General features: G+C 57.8%; 15 protein-coding genes and 1 riboswitch. Of the genes, 4 read left to right on the forward strand and 11 right to left on the reverse strand.

Annotated elements, in window-relative coordinates; translation table 11 throughout:
* Window positions 1-6: 6 nt before the first annotated feature.
* Window positions 7-2358, reverse strand: coding sequence for an LPS assembly protein LptD (lptD, locus tag IM284_RS12850; RefSeq protein WP_047367310.1), 2352 nt, complete (start codon window positions 2356-2358; stop codon window positions 7-9).
* A gap of 239 nt (window positions 2359-2597) precedes the next feature.
* Here lptD and djlA point away from each other — a divergent pair, with 239 nt between their 5' ends.
* Window positions 2598-3413 carry a co-chaperone DjlA gene (gene djlA / locus IM284_RS12855; protein WP_028015483.1) on the forward strand — a complete coding sequence of 272 codons (816 nt, stop codon included), beginning with the start codon at window positions 2598-2600 and terminating at the stop codon, window positions 3411-3413.
* Between the two features lie 30 nt (window positions 3414-3443).
* On the opposite strand, the gene rluA is transcribed toward djlA, so the two are convergent.
* From rluA to araB, 6 genes are all read right to left on the reverse strand, one after another.
* Window positions 3444-4103 (reverse strand): bifunctional tRNA pseudouridine(32) synthase/23S rRNA pseudouridine(746) synthase RluA, encoded by a 660-nt coding sequence (gene rluA, locus IM284_RS12860; protein ID WP_028015484.1) that lies wholly within the window; start codon window positions 4101-4103, stop codon window positions 3444-3446.
* Window positions 4104-4115: 12 nt separating this feature from the next.
* Window positions 4116-7022 (reverse strand): RNA polymerase-associated protein RapA, encoded by a 2907-nt coding sequence (rapA, locus tag IM284_RS12865; RefSeq protein ID WP_047367311.1) that lies wholly within the window; start codon window positions 7020-7022, stop codon window positions 4116-4118.
* A 128-nt stretch (window positions 7023-7150) separates the two neighbouring features.
* Window positions 7151-9508: a DNA polymerase II gene (gene polB / locus IM284_RS12870; protein ID WP_047367312.1), complete on the reverse strand. Its 2358-nt coding sequence runs from the start codon at window positions 9506-9508 to the stop codon at window positions 7151-7153.
* Window positions 9509-9581: 73 nt separating this feature from the next.
* Window positions 9582-10277 (reverse strand): L-ribulose-5-phosphate 4-epimerase, encoded by a 696-nt coding sequence (araD, locus tag IM284_RS12875; RefSeq protein WP_047367313.1) that lies wholly within the window; start codon window positions 10275-10277, stop codon window positions 9582-9584.
* A gap of 47 nt (window positions 10278-10324) precedes the next feature.
* Window positions 10325-11827: an L-arabinose isomerase gene (gene araA / locus IM284_RS12880; RefSeq protein WP_047367314.1), complete on the reverse strand. Its 1503-nt coding sequence runs from the start codon at window positions 11825-11827 to the stop codon at window positions 10325-10327.
* Window positions 11828-11837: 10 nt separating this feature from the next.
* Window positions 11838-13547: a ribulokinase gene (gene araB, locus IM284_RS12885; RefSeq protein WP_047367315.1), complete on the reverse strand. Its 1710-nt coding sequence runs from the start codon at window positions 13545-13547 to the stop codon at window positions 11838-11840.
* 335 nt (window positions 13548-13882) lie between these two features.
* Here araB and araC point away from each other — a divergent pair, with 335 nt between their 5' ends.
* The gene (araC, locus tag IM284_RS12890) at window positions 13883-14728 is read left to right on the forward strand and encodes an arabinose operon transcriptional regulator AraC (protein WP_028015490.1); all 846 of its coding nucleotides are present in this window, start codon (window positions 13883-13885) and stop codon (window positions 14726-14728) included.
* Window positions 14729-14846: 118 nt separating this feature from the next.
* Window positions 14847-15614 (forward strand): DedA family protein, encoded by a 768-nt coding sequence (locus IM284_RS12895; RefSeq protein ID WP_047367316.1) that lies wholly within the window; start codon window positions 14847-14849, stop codon window positions 15612-15614.
* 37 nt (window positions 15615-15651) lie between these two features.
* Here the strand turns inward: IM284_RS12895 and thiQ are convergent, their stop codons facing one another.
* The 4 genes from thiQ to sgrR form a co-directional block, all read right to left on the reverse strand.
* Entirely contained in the window at window positions 15652-16353 is a 702-nt protein-coding gene (thiQ, locus tag IM284_RS12900; protein ID WP_047367317.1) for a thiamine ABC transporter ATP-binding protein ThiQ, read from the reverse strand.
* Window positions 16337-17947: a thiamine/thiamine pyrophosphate ABC transporter permease ThiP gene (gene thiP, locus IM284_RS12905; protein WP_047367318.1), complete on the reverse strand. Its 1611-nt coding sequence runs from the start codon at window positions 17945-17947 to the stop codon at window positions 16337-16339. Before thiP ends, thiQ begins: the two co-directional genes overlap by 17 nt.
* The gene (thiB, locus tag IM284_RS12910) at window positions 17923-18906 is read right to left on the reverse strand and encodes a thiamine ABC transporter substrate binding subunit (protein ID WP_047367319.1); all 984 of its coding nucleotides are present in this window, start codon (window positions 18904-18906) and stop codon (window positions 17923-17925) included. The genes thiP and thiB overlap by 25 nt, the downstream gene beginning before the upstream one ends.
* Window positions 18907-18937: 31 nt before the next feature.
* Window positions 18938-19038, reverse strand: a riboswitch (TPP riboswitch).
* A 36-nt stretch (window positions 19039-19074) separates the two neighbouring features.
* Window positions 19075-20730 (reverse strand): HTH-type transcriptional regulator SgrR, encoded by a 1656-nt coding sequence (gene sgrR, locus IM284_RS12915; RefSeq protein WP_047367320.1) that lies wholly within the window; start codon window positions 20728-20730, stop codon window positions 19075-19077.
* Window positions 20731-20818: 88 nt separating this feature from the next.
* On the opposite strand from sgrR, the gene sgrT reads away from it, so the two are divergent.
* Window positions 20819-20971 carry a glucose uptake inhibitor SgrT gene (gene sgrT / locus IM284_RS12920; RefSeq protein ID WP_003856388.1) on the forward strand — a complete coding sequence of 51 codons (153 nt, stop codon included), beginning with the start codon at window positions 20819-20821 and terminating at the stop codon, window positions 20969-20971.
* Window positions 20972-21068 lie beyond the last annotated feature (97 nt).

Below are 21068 nucleotides of genomic sequence, written 5' to 3' on the forward strand. Positions count from 1 at the left end.
AGCACATTACAAAGAACTACTGTACGGCAGAATGTTCGAACGCAGCATCTGATGCGTGCCCAGGCCGTAGTTGGAGCTCAGGCCGCGCAGTTCGACATTAAAGCCAATCACGTTATCGTATTTGCTCTGATTGTTTACAGTGTCCCAGCCGTTAAGCTTACGCTCGTAACCGACGCGCAGCGCGTAACAGCAGGAGTTATATTGCAGACCTACCATCTGGTCCGCTGGCTTATTCGCGTTAGTGTCAAAGTAGTAAGCGCCTACGATTGACCAGCGGTCGGCGATAGGCCAGCTTGCTGCACCACCAACCTGCGAGATGCCGTCTTTATACTGTTCTGCGCCTGCATAAGAAGGCAATGTTGCCTGAATATATTCCGGGCTGGCATAACGATACGTCAACTGTACCATGCGGTCTTCATCGCGACGGTACTCAATAGCGGCACTGCTTGTGGCGATATTATCGAGGCGAGTGTCATATTGCACACCACCACGCAGGCCCCAACGGTCAGTCATGCGCCAGTACGTGTCTCCCGCCCAAACCAGCGAGCCCGTTTTGTTGTCCTTCTCCCAGTTAATGTTGTCATCACCGGTACGTGACTCGGTGAAATAGTAGATTTGACCAACAGAAACGTTAAAACGTTCAACGGCGGCATCATCATAAACGCGTGTTGTGACGCCGGTCGTTAATTGGTTAGCGGATGCGATACGGTCCAGACCGCCGTAAGTACGATCGCGGAACAGGCCGCTGTAGTCAGACTGCAGTAAAGACGAGTCGTAGTTCTGAATCTTGCTCTGATCGCGGTACGGTACGTACAAATACTGCATACGTGGCTCAAGCGTCTGGGTATAACCATCCGCCAGCAGGCCCATATCACGCTCGAAGATCAGCTTCCCGTCCATTTTGAACTGCGGGAGCGTTCGGTTAACCGACTCTTCCAGATGCGCATTCTTCGTGGTGTTGTAATTATCAATATTTTTTTGCTGATAGTGCGTCGCCATCAGCTTGGCTTCGGTATTCAGGCTTGCCCAGTCGTTAGACCACGGCAGATTGATCGTCGGCTCCAGGTGAACACGCGTAGCTTCTGGCATGTCCGAATCCGTGTTCACGAAATGTACCGCCTGAGCGTAAACCCGGGTGTCGAATGGACCTACATTATTCTGATACCAGTTAACGTCCAGCTGCGGCTCTGCACCATAGGTAGGCGTGGACTGGTCAGAGAATACCTGGAACTGCTTGGTTGAGACGGTTGCATCAAAGTTCTGCACCGCATAGCCTACGCTGAACTTCTGCGTGGCATAGCCATCCGTGCTCGAACCGTATTTAGACGAGAAGTCGTTAAAATAAGATGAGTCGCTAACTTTGGTATAGTCAACGTTAAAGCGCCACACCTGATCCATCACTCCGGCATGCTGCCAGTAGAATAGCCAGCGGTGTTTATCGCCTTCTGTAGGGTGCTCATCCTGGAAGACCTTATCCGACGGCAGATAATCCAGCTCCATCAGGCCAGCACCGGCCTGAGTCAGATAGCGGAACTCGTTTTCCCACATGATGTTGCCGCGCTTGTGGATATAATGCGGCGTGATCGTGGCGTCCATGTTGGGCGCGATGTTCCAGTAATACGGCAGGTAGAACTCAAAGTAGTTCGAGGTGCTGTATTTGGCATTCGGGATCAGGAAGCCCGAGCGACGCTTGTCACCTACGGGAAGCTGGAGATAAGGGCTGTAGAATACCGGCACCGGACCCAGCTTAAAGCGTGCGTTCCAGATCTCTGCGACCTGCTCTTCACGGTCATGGATAACTTCGCTCCCGACCACGCTCCAGGTATTTGAACCCGGCAGACATGATGTAAAGGAGCCATTCTCCAGAATCGTATAGCGGTTTTCACCGCGCTGTTTCATCAGGTCCGCTTTACCGCGTCCCTGGCGACCCACCATCTGGTAATCACCTTCCCAGACGTTAGTATCTTTGGTATTCAGGTTTGACCAGGCTTTCGGACCTTTCAGGATGACCTGATTGTCGTCATAGTGCACATTACCCAGCGCATCCACCGTTCGTACCGGCTCGACCGCGCCTTCCGGCTGCTTCTGGTGCAACTGCACTTCATCAGCCTGCAGGCGGCTATTGCCCTGGTTAATATCCACATTGCCCGTAAACGTGGCATTGTCAGGATAAGTACCTTTGGAGCTATCGGCAGTAATGGTTACCGGCAAGCTATTTGTATCGCCCTCCACCAGTGGGCGATTATAACTTGGGACGCCAAGCATACACTGCGAGGCGAGATCGGCCGCCAGCCCCTGTTGACTGTACAGGGCGGAGCCAATCATTGTGGCCAGGAGGGTGGGGATACGTTTTTTCATACGTTATATTTTATTGTTCCGTCATCAGTGGCTACGGCTTACAAACGCTCAGAGACTATCTTACTCATCAGCGCAGTACCAGCGTTAATCCTGCCCGTTTGCGCGCCAGAGTGTTAGGCTCGCTATCGAATGACGAGTATGATAAAGCAAATTATAGGCGATGTCCTTCAATTGACCGTGGCTTGAACACTGTGATGATGACGTTGCGTCGGCAGGGAATATGACTATCCGGGGAGTATATGCAGTATTGGGGTAAAATAATCGGCGTTGCGTTCGCCATCATCATGGGTGCCGGGTTCTGGGGAATTGTGCTTGGGCTTATCATTGGCCATATGTTTGATAAGGCACGCAGCCGCAAAATGGCCTGGTTTGCCAATCAGCGCGAGCGCCAGTCGCTCTTTTTCTCCACCACCTTTGAGGTCATGGGGCACTTAACCAAATCCAAAGGCCGCGTGACCGAAGCGGATATTCAGATTGCCAGCGTTTTTATGGATCGCATGAACCTGCATGGTGAGTCCCGCCTGGCGGCGCAGAATGCGTTTCGCATCGGTAAATCGGATAACTATCCGCTGCGTGAAAAGATGCGCCAGTTCCGCAGCATCTGCTTCGGACGTTTTGATTTAATTCGGATGTTTCTGGAAATCCAAATCCAGGCGGCGTTTGCCGACGGCTCGCTTCACCCCAATGAACGCGATGTCCTGTACGTTATTGCGGAAGAACTGGGTATCTCCCGTATGCAGTTTGACCAGTTCCTGCGCATGATGCAGGGCGGCGCCCAGTTTGGCGGCGGCTATCACCAGCAGTCTTCCGGCGGTGCATGGCAGCAGGCGCAGCGTGGCCCGACGCTGGAAGATGCCTGCAACGTGCTTGGCGTGAAGCCCACGGACGATCAAACCACGATTAAACGTGCCTACCGTAAGCTGATGAGCGAGCATCATCCTGACAAGCTGGTGGCGAAAGGTTTACCGCCGGAAATGATGGAGATGGCGAAGCAAAAAGCGCAGGAAATCCAGAAGGCGTACGAGCTCATTAAAGAGAAGAAAGGTTTCAAATAAGAAAAAGCCCGACAATGTCGGGCTTTTTTTTCAGAAGTCCACCGGGGCTTTAAACGTCATCGCGTTACCGAAAGTAGGGTGGGTGATGGTGAGCGTCTGCGCATGGAGCTGCAGGCGTGGCGCTAACGCCAGGGCCTCTGGCGGGGCGTAGAAGCGGTCACCCAGAATCGGGTGACCCAGCGCAAGCATATGCACGCGCAGCTGGTGTGAACGTCCGGTAATCGGCTTAAGCAGGACGCGCGCAGTATTATCCGGTGCGTACTCCAGCACTTCATATTCGGTTTGCGCGGCCTTGCCGGTTTCATAACACACCTTCTGCTTTGGCCTGTTCGGCCAGTCGCAAATCAGCGGTAAATCCACCAGCCCTTCCGCCTGCGCCGGGTGGCCCCAGACGCGGGCAACATACTGCTTCTTCGGCTCGCGCTCGCGGAACTGACGCTTCAGCTCGCGCTCCGCTGCTTTATTCAGCGCCACCACAATCACGCCGCTGGTGGCCATGTCCAGGCGATGGACGGACTCGGCCTGCGGATAATCGCGCTGAATGCGCGTCATCACGCTGTCTTTGTGCTCATCCAGACGGCCCGGCACGGACAACAGGCCGCTCGGTTTATTGACCACCATAATGTGTTCATCCTGATACAGAATGACCAGCCAGGGATCCTGCGGCGGATTATACGGCTCCATCACCATCTTGCGCTCCGTTTACTGATGCGTCACAACGATAAGACGCAGGGCATCCAGACGCCAGCCTGCCTGATTCAGGCTTTCCAGCACCTGCTGACGGTTGCTTTCAATTGCCGCCAGTTCGTCGTCGCGGATGTTCGGGTTGACCGCTTTTAACGCTTCCAGACGGGACAGCTCGGCAGACAGTTTCTCGTCGGCTTCATTGCGCGCGGCGTCAATCAGGTCTCGGGCCGCTTTTTCGATCTGGATTTCGCCCTGCTGGAGAATGGCGTGCACGTCCTGCTGCACCGCGTTCACCAGCTTGCTGCCGGTATGGCGGTTCACCGCGCTCAGCTGGCGGTTGAAGCTTTCGAACTCCACCTGTCCTGCCAGGTTCGTACCGTTTTTATCCAGCAGCAAACGCACCGGCGTTGGCGGCAGGAAGCGGTTGAGCTGAAGCTGTTTCGGCGCCTGCGCTTCCACAACATAGATCAGCTCCAGCAGAAGCGTGCCTACGGGCAGCGCCTTGTTTTTCAACAGGGAGATGGTGCTGCTGCCGGTATCACCGGAGAGGATCAGATCCAGCCCGTTGCGGATCAGCGGGTGTTCCCAGGTGATGAACTGAGCATCTTCGCGGGACAGCGCCACGTCACGCTCGAAGGTGATGGTACAGCCATCTTCCGGCAGGCCCGGGAAATCGGGCACCAGCATGTGGTCTGACGGGGTTAACACGATCAGGTTCTCGCCACGATCGTCCTGGTTAATCCCGACAATGTCGAACAGGTTCATGGAGAAGCCGATCAGGCTGGTGTCGTCATCTTGTTCTTCAATGCTCTCGGCAAGCGCCTGCGCTTTTTCGCCACCGTTGGAGTGGATCTCCAGCAGGCGGTCGCGCCCCTGTTCAAGCTGCGCCTTCAGCGCTTCATGTTTCTCGCGGCAGGATTTAATCAGATCGTCAAAACCGTCGGTATTTTCCGGTGCGGCCAGGTAACCGATCAGATCGCCATGCACCTGGTCATAAATGGTGCGACCCGTCGGGCAGGTATGCTCAAACGCATCCAGACCTTCGTGGAACCAGCGCACCAGCACGGACTGAGCGGTTTTTTCCAGGTACGGCACATGGATCTGAATATCATGCGCCTGGCCGATACGATCCAGACGGCCGATACGCTGCTCCAGCAGATCCGGGTTGAACGGCAGATCGAACATCACCAGATTGCTGGCGAACTGGAAGTTACGCCCTTCAGAACCGATTTCGGAGCACAGCATCACCTGCGCGCCGCTGTCCTCTTCACTGAACCACGCCGCCGCGCGGTCGCGCTCGACGATGGACATGCCTTCGTGGAACACGGCGGCACGAATGCCTTCGCGCTCGCGCAGAACCTGTTCCAGTTGCAGAGCGGTGGCGGCTTTGGCGCAGATCACCAGCACTTTCTGGGAGCGGTGCGCGGTGAGGTAGCCCATCAGCCACTCCACGCGCGGGTCGAAGTTCCACCAGGTGCCGGTATCGCCTTCAAATTCCTGATAAATCTGTTCCGGGTAGAGCATGTCACGCGCGCGCTCTTCCTGAGTTTTGCGCGCGCCCATAATGCCGGAGACTTTAATCGCCGTCTGATACTGCGTCGGCAGCGGGAGCTTGATGGTGTGCAGTTCGCGTTTAGGGAACCCTTTCACGCCGTTACGGGTGTTGCGGAACAGCACGCGGCTGGTGCCGTGACGGTCCATCAGCATGTCGATCAGCTCTTTACGCGCGGATCCCGCATTCTCGCTGTCGCTGTTCGCAGCCTGCAGCAGCGGTTCGATATCCTGCTCGCCAATCAGATCGCTCAGGGTGTTAAGTTCGTCGTTTGAGAGACGTTTACCCGCCAGCAGCAGCGCGACGGCATCCGCAACCGGACGGTAGTTGTTCTGCTCTTCCACGAACTGAGCGAAGTCGTGGAAACGGTTTGGATCGAGCAGGCGCAGACGGGCGAAGTGACTCTCCAGACCGAGCTGCTCCGGCGTTGCGGTCAGCAGCAGGACGCCGGGCACGCGCTCGGCAAGCTGTTCAATCGCCAGATATTCGCGGCTTGGGGCATCTTCGCTCCACACCAGGTGGTGCGCTTCGTCGACGACCATCAGGTCCCATTCGGCATCGCACAGATGCTCAAGACGCTGCTTGCTGCGGCGCACGAAATCCAGCGAGCAGATCACCAGCTGTTCGGTCTCAAACGGGTTGTCCGCGTCGTGCTGCGCTTCGGCATAGCGCTCGTCGTCGAACAGGGAGAAGCGCAGGTTAAAGCGGCGCAGCATCTCCACCAGCCACTGGTGCTGGAGGGTTTCCGGCACGACAATCAGCACGCGCTCGGCAGCGCCGGAGAGCAGCTGCTGGTGCAGGATCATGCCCGCTTCGATGGTTTTACCCAGGCCCACTTCGTCGGCAAGCAGCACGCGGGGCGCATGGCGACGGCCCACGTCATGGGCGATATTCAGCTGGTGGGGGATCAGGCTGGTGCGCTGGCCGCGCAGGCCACTCCACGGCATGCGGTACTGTTCGCTCTGGAACTTACGCGCGCGGTAGCGCAGCGAGAAGCGATCCATACGGTCGATTTGCCCGGCAAACAGGCGGTCCTGCGGCTTGCTGAACACCAGTTTGCTGTCGAGCAGTACTTCACGCAGGATGACGTTCGTCTCGTCGGTATCAAGACGCGTTCCGATGTAGGCGAGCAGTCCATTCTCTTCTTTTACGTCTTCAACCTTTAGCTGCCAGCCTTCGTGGCTGGTCACGGTGTCGCCCGGATTGAACATTACGCGGGTCACAGGGGAGTCATTGCGAGCGTACAGGCGGTTTTCACCGGTAGCAGGGAAGAGGAGGGTAACCATGCGCGCATCAACGGCAACGACGGTTCCTAATCCAAGTTCGCTTTCTGTATCGCTGATCCAGCGTTGACCAAGTGTAAAAGGCATAGTTGTTCGGCTCTAATCTTTAATTGCAGGCAATAGTTCGACCCCCGTCAAAAAAGACGGTCATCGAAAAATGGGTCCGGGAATGGAAAGGGCGCTATGGTACTGGATGGCAGCCATTTCGTCACGCGTCAAAATAGGCCAAGTTGCCCTGTCACAAGTGTAGCAAAATCGTCGTCGATGAACGGTAAAATTCCCTCCGCAACCGGCTGAAGCTGGCGGGTCAGGTAGTGATCGTAATCGAGAGGCGACTGCTGGTAATCAACGGGCTCCGGCCCGTTCGTTGTCCAGACGTATTTTATCGTCCCCCGGTTCTGATACTGCGGCGCGCGTCCCCGGCGTACATTCTCTTCGTCCGCCAGGCGCGCGGCGCGCACGTGGGGTGGGACGTTGCGCTGGTACTCCGCCAGAGGGCGGCGCAGGCGCTTGCGATACACCAGCTGGTCATCCAGCTCGCCGGCCATCAGGCTGGCGATGGTTTCGCGGATGTAGTCCTGATAGGGCTCGTTGCGGAAAATCCGCAGATAGAGCGTCTTCTGGAACTGCTGGGCCAGCGGCGTCCAGTCAGTGCGCACCGTCTCCAGGCCTTTAAAGACCATTCTCTGCTTTTCACCCTCCTGGATCAGCCCGGCGTAGCGCTTCTTGCTGCCCTGGTCGGTTCCGCGGATGGTGGGCATTAAAAAACGGGCAAAATGGGTTTCAAATTCCAGTTCTAATGCGCTGGTTAACCGCTCTTTTTGCAAATGTTCCTGCCACCACTCGTTTACGAAGGCCACCAGTTCTTTGCCGATTCGTGAGGCGTCGTCTTCTGAATGTGCGCCCTTCAGCCACACAAAGGTTGAATCCGTGTCGCCGTAGATAACGTCATAGCCCCGGGATTCAATCAGCGCTTTGGTCTGACGCATGATGTCGTGTCCGCGCATGGTGATGGACGACGCCAGACGCGGATCGAAGAAGCGGCAGGCGCTGGTACCCAGCACGCCGTAGAAAGCGTTCATAATAATTTTCAGGGCCTGCGAGAGCGGCTTGTTGCCATGACGTTTCGCCTCGTCGCGGCCGTGCCAGATGTTCCCCACAATCTCCGGCAGACAGTGTTTTTCGCGCGAGAAGCGTGCTCCGAGAAAACCTTCGGTGCTGTGCGCGTCGTCTGGCTGCGCCATCCCCTCCACCAGCCCCACCGGGTCAATAAGGAAAGTGCGGATAATTGACGGGTAGAGGCTTTTGTAGTCCAGCACCAGAACCGAGTCATACAGTCCTGGGCGGGAGTCCATCACGTAGCCGCCGGGGCTGGCCTGCGGCGGTACGTCCCCGAGGTTGGGCGCAACATAGCCCGCACGGTGCATTCGTGGGAAATAGAGGTGGCTAAAGGCGGCTACCGAGCCGCCGTGCCTGTCAGCCGCGAGGCCATTTACCGTCGCGCGCTCCAGCAGGAACGGCATGATCTCGGTTTTGTGGAATATCTGCGTCACCAGCTCGCAGTCTTTCAGGTTATAGGTGGCGAGCGCCGGTTTGTCTTCGTTGAAGCGCCGGTCAATCTCGTCCATGCGGTCCCACGGATTGTCGATGGATTTGCCTTCACCGAGCAATTCCTGCGCTACCGCTTCCAGAGAGAAGGAGGAGAAATTCCAGAACGCGGATTTCAGCGCCTCGATGCCGTCGATAATCAGGCGGCCGTTGGCCTGCGCAAAGAACACGCCGTTCTTAAAGCCGTGCTCACGCCACTCCAGCTCCGTATTTCCGCGCCCGAGCATCAGTGGGATGCGATACCGCTCTGCGTGTTTTTGCAGCACGCGCAGGTCAAACTGCACCACGTTCCAGCCGATCAGCACGTCCGGGTCGTGCTCGGCAAACCACTGGTTAAGCTTCTCCAGCAGCTGCGGTCGGCTGTTGACGTACTCAAGCTGAAAATCGAGCGCGGACGCATCGCCGTTCGGCGGCCCGAGCATATAGACAACCCGCTGCCCGCAGCCTTCCAGGCCGATGCAGTACAGTTCGCCGTGGCGGGTGGTTTCGATATCCAGGGATACCCACTTTAGCGGGGGGCGATAATGCGGATTAGGCTTGAGGCGAGCGTTAATAAGGGTGCCGTTTTGCTCAGTGCCGTCAACCCAGACGGGGGCGGTAATAAACCGCTCCATCAGAAAGCGTTCCGGCGGACGAATGTCCGCTTCGTAGAGCGTCACGCCCGCTTCGCGCAGCAGTTTTTCGTAGCGCATCAGCTGGCGATGGGCGCGGCAGTAAAGGCCATACACCGGCTGACGATGGAAATCTTTTAGCTCAAGAGGCGTGAGGCGCCAGCCGTTCTCATCGCGCAGCAGTTGTTTTACCTTCTCGACGTAATGTTCAGGGATAAACGCCACGGATTCCTGAGGAGGAAGCGTAACGTGCAGCGGGCCGTTATCTGTCGCCAGCCAGAACGCAACCTCGGTGCCCTGAGGGGTATCCCGCCAGTGTCGGGTCAGTAAAAAGCCTTCTTGCGCCTGTGCCACGCCGTTATCCCAAAAACAAAACCAGGCCTGATTATAGCCTGGTTGAATGTTTTATGCTGGGGATATATACAGTTTATTGTCCGTAATAGGCCTTCGCGCCGTGCTTGCGCAGGTAGTGTTTATCCAGCAGGGTTTGCTGCATATCCGGCAACTGCGGTGCCAGCTGGCGGCAGAAGATCCCCATGTAGGCGATTTCCTCCAGCACTATTGCGTTATGCACCGCGTCTTGCGCGTTTTTACCCCAGGCAAACGGGCCGTGAGAATGCACCAGTACGCCGGGCATTTGCGCCGCGTCGATCCCCTGTTTTTCAAAGGTTTCGACGATCACGTTCCCGGTTTCCCATTCGTACTCACCGTTAATCTCCGCATCGGTCATCAGACGCGTGCAGGGAATGGTGCCGTAAAAGTAGTCCGCGTGGGTGGTGCCGGTGGCCGGAATGGACTGGCCCGCCTGCGCCCAGATGGTCGCGTGACGCGAATGGGTATGCACGATGCCGCCGATAGTCGGGAAGGACTGATACAGCAGACGGTGGGTGGGCGTATCGGACGACGGTTTTTTGTTACCTTCCACCACTTCACCCGTTTCGATGCTGACCACGACCATATCCTCTGCGGTCATCACCGTGTAATCCACGCCCGAAGGCTTGATCACGAATACACCTTTATCCCGGTCAACGGCGCTGACGTTGCCCCAGGTCAGGGTCACCAGGTTATGTTTTGGCAGCGCCAGGTTGGCTTCAAGTACCTGACGTTTGAGATCTTCTAACATCGTTGTCTCCCTGCCCGGCGAGCGCAGCGCCACCGGGCATTACGTACTTAGCGTTTTGAACCGTAATAGACTTCGTTCCAGCGCAGCGCATCTTTAAAGTCTGGCAGACGGGTGTCGTTATCAATCACGGTCAGCTCGATATCGTGCAGCTCGGCAAACTGGCGCATATCGTTCAGGTCCAGCGCGTGGCTGAAGACGGTGTGGTGCGCGCCACCCGCCAGGATCCACGCCTCTGACGCGGTTGGCAGATCCGGCTGCGCTTTCCACAAGGCATTGGCGACCGGCAGCTTCGGAAGAGAGTGCGGGGTTTCAACCGCATCGACGCAGTTCACCAGCAGGCGGAAGCGGTCGCCGAGGTCGATCAGGCTGGCGTTGATGGCCGGACCGGTACGGGTGTTGAAGATCAGACGGGCCGGATCCGCTTTGCCGCCGATGCCGAGGTACTGCACGTCAAGGATCGGTTTCTCTTCAACCGCGATGGAGGGACACACTTCCAGCATGTGCGAACCGAGCACCAGATCGTTGCCGTTCTCGAAGTGGTAGGTGTAGTCCTCCATAAAGGAGGTGCCGCCCTGCAGACCGGTCGACATCACCTTCATGATGCGAAGCAGAGCGGCAGTTTTCCAGTCGCCTTCACCCGCAAAGCCGTAGCCCTGCTGCATCAGACGTTGTACTGCCAGACCCGGCAGCTGTTTCAGGCCGTGCAGGTCTTCAAATGTAGTGGTAAAGGCGTGGAAGCCGCCCTGTTCCAGAAAACGCTTCATGCCCAGCTCAATGCGCGCTGCATCCAGCACGTTCTGGCGCTTGTCGCCGTTAACTTGCGCCGCAGGCGTCAGGCGGTAGCTGCTTTCGTACTCGTCCACCAGCGCGCTCACGTCGCCGTCGCTGATGTCATTCACCACCTGCACCAGGTCGCCCACCGCCCAGGTATTCACGGAAAAGCCGAACTTGATCTGCGCCGCGACTTTATCGCCGTCGGTCACCGCCACTTCACGCATGTTGTCGCCGAAACGCACCACTTTCAGGTGGCGGGTATCCTGCTTAGAGACCGCCTGACGCATCCAGGAGCCGATACGCTGTTGCGCCTTGCCGTCCTGCCAGTGGCCGGTGACCACAGCGTGCTGCTGGCGCATGCGCGCGCCGATGAAGCCGAACTCGCGGCCGCCGTGCGCGGTCTGGTTCAGGTTCATGAAGTCCATGTCGATGCTGTCCCACGGCAGGGAGGCATTGAACTGAGTGTGGAACTGCAGCAGCGGTTTGTTGAGGATTGCCAGGCCGTTGATCCACATTTTGGCCGGTGAGAAGGTGTGCAGCCACACGACCAGGCCGGCGCATTTGTCGTCGTAGTTGGCGTCACGGCAGATATTGGTGATTTCGTCCGGCGTCGTACCCAGCGGCTTCAGCACCAGTTTGCACGGCAGTTTGGCTTCCGCGTTCAGCGCGTTAACCACGTGCTCCGCGTGTTTCGTTACCTGCTGCAGCGCTTCCGGTCCGTACAGATGCTGGCTGCCAATCACAAACCACACTTCATAATTATTAAAAATGGTCATCATCGTGTCCTTAATGGGTCAGGGTTGCCGTAGTGTCCGCGGTGCTTTTGGCCGGGGCGGCGACAGGGAGATAGTGAAGCTCGGCGCTTTTTGCCCATTGCTGGTAGCGCTGATAAAGCTGTTCAAAGCGTTGTGCCTGCTGGACACGCGGCTGGAGCGTGTTTTCGACGGCGCTTGCCATGTGCTGCTGCGCGGTCGGGATATCCGCATGAACGCCTGCGGCCACGGCAGCGAAAATCGCGGCGCCCAGCGCGCAGCACTGATCGGAGGCCACAATCTGCAGCGGACGGTTCAGCACGTCGCAGCAGGCCTGCATAATCACCGGGTTTTTACGGGCGATACCGCCCAGCGCCATCACGTTGTTCACGTCGATGCCCTGTTCGGTGAAGCACTCCATAATGGCGCGCGCGCCGAACGCGGTGGCGGCAATAAGACCGCCGAACAGCGCCGGGGCATCGGTCGCCAGGTTGAGATCGGTAATCACCCCTTTCAGGCGCTGGTTGGCAAACGGCGTGCGGCGACCGTTAAACCAGTCCAGCACCACCGGCAGGTGGTCTAGGGACGGATTTTTTGCCCAGGCTTCGGTGAGCTGCGGCAGGAGCTGTTTTTTGCTCGCGGTAATCTGTGTTTTCAGCTCAGGATGCGCGGCAGCCAGCTGATCCAGCGGCCAGCCGAGCACCCGGCCAAACCAGGCGTAGATATCGCCAAACGCGGACTGCCCTGCTTCGAGGCCGATAAAATCTGGCACCACGCTGCCGTCAACCTGGCCGCAAATCCCTTTCACCGCGCGGTCTCCGACGCTGGTTTTATCTGCCGTCAGGATGTCGCAGGTGGAGGTGCCGATCACTTTCACCAGCGTGTTAGGCTGCGCACCCGCGCCCACGGCACCCATATGGCAGTCGAACGCGCCGCCGGAAATGGTCACGTTTTGCGGCAGGCCGAGACGCGTCGCCCACTCTTCGCAGAGCGTGCCGACCGGAATATCGGCGGTGAAGGTGTCGGTAAAGAGCGGGTATTTCAGGTTTTTGTTGATGATCGGGTCAAGTTCATCGAAGAACGCTGCCGGAGGAAGACCGCCCCAGCCTTCATGCCACAGGGATTTATGCCCGGCGCTGCAGCGGCCGCGGCGGATATCCTGCGGGCGAGTGGTGCCGGAGAGCAGGGCGGGAACCCAGTCGCACAGCTCAATCCAGGATGCTGCGGCCTGGGCGACCGAGGCGTCCGCGCGGGTAACGTGCAGGATTTTGGCCCAGAACCATTCGCTGGAGTAGATGCCGCCGATGTAGCGCGAGTAGTCGGTTTTGCCCGGCTGATGGCATAAGCGGGTGATGGCTTCCGCCTCTTCCACGGCAGTATGGTCTTTCCAAAGCACGAACATGGCGTTCGGGTTGTCGGCAAACTCCGGGCGCAGCGCCAGCACGCGGCCTTCAGCGTCCACCGGGGCTGGCGTTGAACCGGTGCTGTCGACACCAATCCCCACGACGTCGGCCCGCTGGGCGTCAGTCAGTTCAGCCAGCACGGTTTTGATCGCCGCTTCCATCGATTCAATGTAATCGCGCGGGTGGTGACGGAACTGGTTGTTTGGCGCGTCGCAGTAGCGCCCCTCTTGCCAGCGCGGATACCACTCAACGCTGGTTGCTATCTCCTGGCCAGTCGTACAGTCCACTGCCAGCGCGCGAACCGAGTCGCTGCCAAAATCGAGGCCAATTGCAATTGCCATGGTGTTGCTCCATCCGAAACAGGTATGGAAGAACATTAGAGACTGGGGATAAAAATCGTCAGGCAGGATCCGCTAATCTTATGGACTAAATTGCTGTAGCAACGGAAAGTGTGACGCCGTGCAAATATTCAATGTGGACATTTCTGCCGCACTTATAGACACTTTTGTTACTGCTTCTCTGCCCGTGCCGGCAGAAAAATCAGGGGAAAAGGCTGAAACATGGCGGACGTAAAAGAGGCGTGATGCTTTTTGGATCTTTTCGCAGGCCATTTTTATACTGCTTTTAACGATATGGACAAATGGTTTCCTTCAGGACCCTTGGGAGAACTGAATCTATGGCCGAACCGCAAAACGATCCCCTGCTGCCGGGATACTCATTTAACGCCCATCTGGTGGCGGGGCTGACGCCAATTGAGGCCGAGGGGTATCTCGATTTTTACGTCGACCGGCCGCTCGGCATGAAAGGGTATATTCTGAACCTGACCGTACGCGGGGAAGGGGTGATCAAAAACGGCGATCGGCAGTTTGTTTGCCGCCCGGGCGATATGCTGCTGTTCCCGCCGGGGGAGATCCACCACTACGGGCGTCACCCGGACGCCAAAGAGTGGTATCACCAGTGGGTCTATTTCCGTCCGCGCGCCTACTGGCAGGAGTGGCTCTCATGGCCGGCTATTTTCGCGCAAACGGGTTTTTATCGTCCGGATGAGGCGCATCTGGCGCAGTTTCGTGAACTGTTCGCACAAATTATTGAGGCGGGGCAGGCGGGCGGGCGCTATGCCGAACTGCTGGCGATCAACCTGCTTGAGCAGGTGCTGCTGCGCCGCATGGAGGCGATCAACGAGTCGCTTAACCCGCCGCTGGATAACCGCGTCCGCGACGCCTGCCAGTACATCAGCGACCATCTGGCCGACAGCCAGTTTGATATCGCCAGCGTTGCCCAGCACGTCTGTCTTTCGCCGTCCCGCCTGTCACACCTGTTCCGCCAGCAGCTTGGCGTGAGCGTGCTGAGCTGGCGTGAGGATCAGCGCATCAGCCAGGCAAAGCTGTTGCTCAGCACCACCCGGATGCCTATCGCGACCGTCGGACGCAACGTGGGCTTTGAAGATCAGCTCTATTTCTCTCGCGTGTTTAAGAAGTGCACCGGCGCCAGTCCCAGTGAATTCCGCGCGGGATGTGAATAAACGGTAAACATTCAGGTGAACTTCAGGAGCATCCTGTAAACTATTCAGACAATTGATGCCTTGACGCGGTGCGGGGCGCTAAGCAGAATCGCTGATTCGTTTTCTGACCGGAATAGTTATGCAGGCATTGCTGGAACACTTTATTACCCAGTCCGTTATGTATTCGCTCATCGCCGTGGCGCTGGTGGCGTTTCTGGAATCGCTGGCGCTGGTTGGGCTGATCCTGCCCGGCACCGTGATGATGGCGGGGCTTGGGGCGCTTATTGGCAGCGGTGAGGTCAATTTCTGGCAGGCGTGGCTGGCCGGGATTATCGGCTGCCTGCTGGGGGACTGGATCTCCTTCTGGCTGGGCTGGCGCTTTAAGAAGCCGCTGCACCGCTGGTCGTTCATGAAAAAGAACAAAGCGCTGCTGGATAAAACCGAACATGCGCTGCACCAGCACAGCATGTTCACCATTCTGGTAGGCCGCTTTGTCGGGCCAACGCGTCCGCTGGTGCCGATGGTGGCGGGGATGCTGGATCTGCCCGTCGCAAAATTCGTGGTGCCGAACATTATCGGCTGCGTATTCTGGCCGCCGTTTTACTTCCTGCCGGGGATCCTCGCGGGTGCGGCCATTGATATCCCTGACGGTATGCAAAGCGGTGAGTTCAAGTGGCTGCTGCTGGGAACGGCGGTGCTGCTGTGGCTGGCGGTCTGGCTCTGCTGGCGGCTATGGCGCAGCGCGAAAGCCAGCGTCGATCGCCTGACGCGCTATCTCCCCCGCGCGCGCCTGCTCTGGCTGGCCCCGCTGACGCTGGGCGTGGCGGTGGTGGCGCTGGTCGCGCTGATTCGTCACCCGCTGATGCCGGTGTACGGCGAGATCCTGCTGAAGGTGGTGAGCCGTTAAGGTGTTTTCCCTCTCCCCGTGGGAGAGGGCGAGGGCGTCAGACCGCACGAATGCCCAACAATGAAGACGCCCCCGCGTTACCACTCAGAAGTTCTTCTGTTTCTCCATCCCACAAAATCCGTCCCTCCGCGATCACTACCGATCGGGGTGCAATGCGTGCGGCATCTTCAATGCTGTGCGAAACCATCAGCATCGTGATCTGCTGGCGCTGGCAAACCTCTTCCACCAGCGAGAGCATCTCCTGGCGCAGGGCCGGGTCGAGTGCCGAGAAGGGTTCGTCGAGCAGCAGCAGCGGCTGTTCGCGCACCAGACAACGTGCCAGCGCCACGCGCTGACGCTGGCCGCCGGAAAGCTCACCGGGCAGTCTTGAAATCAACGCGGACAGGCCCATTTGTTCGGCAATCGCCTCCAGCTTCTGACGCTGCGCAGCATTGAGTTTTAACCCCGGATCGATTCCCAGCGCGATGTTCTGCCACACCGTAAGGTGATTAAACAGATTGTTTTCCTGAAACAGCATCGACACCGGGCGCTTAGACGGCGGAGCGTAGGTATACTCGCCATTATCAATGACTATCGACCCGCTGACAGGCTGCAAAAAACCGGCAATCAAATTGAGCAGGGTACTTTTACCGGCCCCGCTTGGGCCAAGCACCGCAATTCGCTCTCCCTGACGAACAGAGAGGGTAAAACGCATCGGCAGGTGCTGGTAAAGCCAGGTTACATCAGTCAGTTTTAACATCACGCCCCGGGAGTTTTTCGATAACGGTAAATAACGCAAAGCACAGCACCAGCAGTAAAAGTGCCGTGACCGCGCCGTCCTGGCTGCGATAGGAGCCAATTTGCTGATAAAGCCAGAAAGGCAGCGTGCGGAAATCCTCGTTGCCAAAGAGGGCCACCACGCCAAAATCCCCAATCGACAGCACGCAGGCGAAGGCCATCGCCTGGGCGAGCGGCCGCTTCAGGGCGCGTAGTTCGACCACTTTCAGCCGCCGCCAGCCCATAATGCCAAGGGACTGGCACAGGGCGCTGTACCGGCTGTTAACATCCCGCATCGGGTTTTCCAGCACCTTCAGCGCGTACGGTATGGCCATTAAGGCGTTGGTAAAAATGACGATGCCGTCGGCGCTTTCCGGCAGGCCGATGGTGCTGTTAAACAGTAAAAAGAAGCCAGTCGCCAGCACAATGCCCGGCATCGCCAGAATCAGCATGCCCGTCAGTTCCAGCGCGTGTCCGGCTTTACGGGCATGTCGCGCGTACAGCTCGCGGCTGCTCCAGAGCAGCATCATGGTCAGCGTCACGCAGATTAGCCCGGCTGCCAGCGCGATGCGCAATGAGGTCCATGTGGCTTGCCACAGGACCGGCTGTTGAAGTACCGATACCACATTCCTGTTGAGGCCATCGGCGATCACGGCCAGCAGCGGCGGCAGCAGAAGCAGGAGCGCCAACGCAATCAGCATCACGTCCGAGATGCGGCTGTGCAGGCTGTCCTGCGGATCGCGCCAGCCAGAAAGATTATTGCTTCCTGCGGGGATCGCTTTGCTCAGCCGCTGGCTGAGTAACACCAGCGCCAGGCAGCACACCATTTGTACGATCGCCAGCAACGCGGCGCGGCCCGGATCGTAGTCGTAACTTAATGCTTGATAGATCGCCAGCTCAATGGTGGTGGCCTGCGGGCCGCCGCCGAGAGAAAGCACGGTCGCAAAGCTGGCGAAACAGAGCATAAAGATCAGCGCGGCCACCGGGGCAATCTGGCGTCGCAGCCACGGCCATTCGACAAAGCGGAAGAATGACCATCCGCGCATGCCGAGCTGGGCCGCAATCTGGCGCTGCTCGCCGGGTATGTTCTCCAGCGCCTGCAAAAAGAGGCGCGTCGCCATCGGCATATTGAAGAAAATGTGTGCCAGCAGGATGCCCTTCAGGCCGTAAGGGGAGAAGGTCCATTCCAGGCCTAAAGACGCGAAGAGCGAGGCCAGCCAGCCCTGGCGACCGTATACGCTCAGAATACCAAAAACGGCCACCAGCACGGGCAGGATCAGCGTCATGGCGCACAGGCGCAGCAGGGCCAGCCTGCCGGGGAAACGTCTGCGATAGAGGGCGCGCGCAAGGAAAATGGCCGGGATGACTGACAGCAGCGCGGAAAGAAACGCCTGCCAGAAGGAGAAACGGATGACGTGCCAGAGATAGCTATCGTGCCAGAGCGCGAGCAGATCGCTCTCTGGCGCGTTAAACCACAGCGCCAGAAACGCTCCCAGACTGACGACCACCATCAGTATGGCGGCAATCAGTCCGGGAACTAACCAGCCGGGGATCAGCGGCTGACGGCGCGTTGCCATTCGCTTATCCATGCGGCACGCTGAGCGGCAACCTGCTGCGGCGTAAATTCCAGCGCGCTCTGCGGTTTGTTCAGCTGCTCAAAGCCTGCCGGCAGCGCCGCGTCGGTAACCGGGTACATCCAGTTGCCCGTCGGAATGGCGTTCTGGAATGCCGGGGAGACCATAAATTTCAGGAATTTTTCGGCCAGTTCCGGCTGCTTGCTGGCAGCGGTCCGCGCCGCCACTTCCACCTGGAGATAATGCCCTTCGGCAAAGTTCGCGGCGGCGTAGTTGTCTTTCTTCTCGGCAATAATATGATAGGCCGGAGAGGTGGTGTAGCTCAGCACCAGATCGCTTTCGCCTTTCAGGAACAGGCCGTAGGCTTCGCTCCAGCCTTTAGTGACCGTAACGGTTTTCGCAGCCAGCTTTTGCCACGCCTCCGGCGTTTTGTCGCCGTAGACTTTCTGCATCCACAGCAGCAGGCCCAGACCCGGCGTGCTGGTGCGAGGATCTTCATAAATCACGCGCCACTTCTGATCGCTTTCGACCAGCTCTTTCAGGCTCTTCGGCGGGTTCTTCAGCTTGTTTTTATCGTAGACGAACGCAAAGTAGCCGTAATCGAAGGGAACGAAGGTGTCGTTTTTCCAGCCGCCCGGCACGTTGACGGCATCTGCCGCTACGCCGCTTTTGGCAAACAGTCTGGTTTGCGTGGCGGCTTCCAGCAGGTTGTTATCCAGCCCGAGCACCACGTCGGCCTTGCTGTTTTTCCCTTCCATGCGCAGGCGGTTAAGCAGCGACACGCCATCTTCCAGCGCCACGAATTTCAACTCGCAGTTGCAGTCGGCTTCAAAGGCTTTTTTAACCACCGGGCCGGGGCCCCAGTCGGCGGAGAAGGAGTCGTAGGTATAGACCGTCAGAACAGGCTTAGCAAAAACAGGCAGCGCAACCAGCGCCAGCAGAGGAAGAACGTTTTTTAACACTTTGCACCTCAGGGTTGAGTGGCAAAGGATTTTGAGAAACAGCCTCAAATCCCTTCGCCGGCGTTATCCGGATCAGGTTCGACGGGTATTATCTCAGCGCACATCTGTGATGCAGCACCCCGTTGAGAACGGCGCTATTGTAATGATTTGGTGAATATTACGAAAGCGTTATGGCTCCGGCGGCGCAAACCAGGCGGATTTAAAATCAAACCAGCCCAGGGTATTCATCCGCAGGCCGCGCATGCTGCGCTGTCCCTGGATCAGCAGCCAGTGGTGGATCAACGGTACGATCGTCTGCCCGGTCAGGAGTTCCTGGCACCACGCGGCCAGATCCATCTCTCCTGCCCGCCACCTTGCGGCGTCCTGCTGCCAGTCCCGGCTGATGCAGTGCTGAATAAGAGGCACTTCATACAGGTGTGAAAAGAGCGAGAAATCAAGCGGCAGCGTAAAGTTCGCGCTGTTGAGCCAGATATCGCTGACGACATCCCCGCGGTGCCATTCATCATAATCGACTTCCTGTATCGCCAGCGTCACGCCTTCGGCCGCCAGCAGTTTACTCATGATCCTCGCGATAAACCGGTGCTCAATGTGATCGCGATAGTAGCTGAGGGTGATGGTCTCCAGCCCGGCGGGTTTTTCACTGCGCACCGGCTGAGCATGGTGCCAGCGCGGAAGCAGGCCATAGGCCGGAAACCACCAGGTCTGGTATTGCTCTTCAGCGTGATAAATCAGGTTAGCGGGGGCCAGAATATGGCTGATCCACTTGCGGACGTCGTGATTCGCCCCGCGATGGCTGCGGCTGTCAAAAAGAAGATAGTAGCAGCCCTCCTCCAGGCGACTCTCGAACGCCTTTTCGCTGGTTGTGGGCCCCTCCAGGGTGAGGCCTGCGCTCAGCTCTTCGTTGAGGTCCGGTAACACCCAGACGTTCACTTCGTCGATCAGCGCCCGATAGCCAAAATAGTCATCAAAGGCGCGGATCTTCAGCTGATTGCTGTTATTGCGCGTAACGGAGTAGGGGCCTGTACCGATCGGCTGGCTGGAAAAATTGTTCAGGGATCGCCACTCGGCAGGCAGGATCATCGAGGGCACGTAGCCCAGAAGCCACGGCAGCCAGTTGTCTGGCTGGGACAGTTCAATATCCAGCGTCCAGGCCGTTGGGGAGTGGATCCGCGTGATATGCGAATAGAGCGGCAGCGTGCGGGCGCGCTCTAAAGAAGCGATGACGTCACGCATCTCCAGCTCGCGGCCATGGTGGAAGTGAATGCCCGGGCGTAAAAAGAAACGCCAGTGCAGGGGGGAAAGCTGCTGCCAGTGGTGCGCGATATCCGCTTCCAGTTCCCCGTTTTCCTCATTTATTTTCGTCAGACCGCTGAATATCTGCCGGGCCATGTGGGTTTCAGAACGTCGTAATGCCGTGCCGGGCAGCAGATTTTTCATTGGGCGGTAGTAAAGCACCCGCAGAATGTGGCGTCCCTGGCGAAAGCTGCGTCCCAGGTGTGAGACTAGCATCTGGCGCACGGCGGCCTTGTCACCCACCAGCTGGACCAGCTGATCGATGCGGTCCTGCTCCAGCAGATCCTCCGCCCGCTGCTGCTGCAGCGCCAGGCCGGTATAAAGGAAGGTCAAGCGTGAGCGCTTGCCGCGTCCCGCCTCGGCCTCCCAGCTTAGCCAGCCCTGCTGCTGCATGGTGTTGAGTAACGTGCGCATATGGCGGCGAGAGCAGTTGAGGAGTTCTGCCAGCTCGTTAAGCGTGGTCTCCTGCGATTGACCCTCGCAGCACTGCCACAGGCGAATGAATTGTTGTTGCAGTCGACCGGATGGCATAAAAGAGGAACTCCTGACAAAAAATCAGCAATTTATTTATCCCTATATTAGGCCAATAATTCTTCCCGATGAAGCGAGGAGGTAAATTATGAAGAGGTCTACCGCACGTCAGTTTTATCAGCACTATTTTTCAGCGACAAAGGGAGTGTCCTGGCTGGCCCGCCAGTGCGCAGAGCAGCGGCTGAGAATCCTGGAAGATCTGATGCAGTGGGACGTTACGAAACCGACCTCTTCTCGCTAACTCGCCTCGATCATGTGTGACTGAGTATTGGTGTTTATCACCCTACAGCAAAATGTTTTTGCTGGCTTTTTTCGTTTATTCTTTCACCCAATTTCGA

The organism is Enterobacter cloacae complex sp. P12RS (assembly GCF_014895875.1).
Lineage (GTDB): Bacteria > Pseudomonadota > Gammaproteobacteria > Enterobacterales > Enterobacteriaceae > Enterobacter > Enterobacter bugandensis.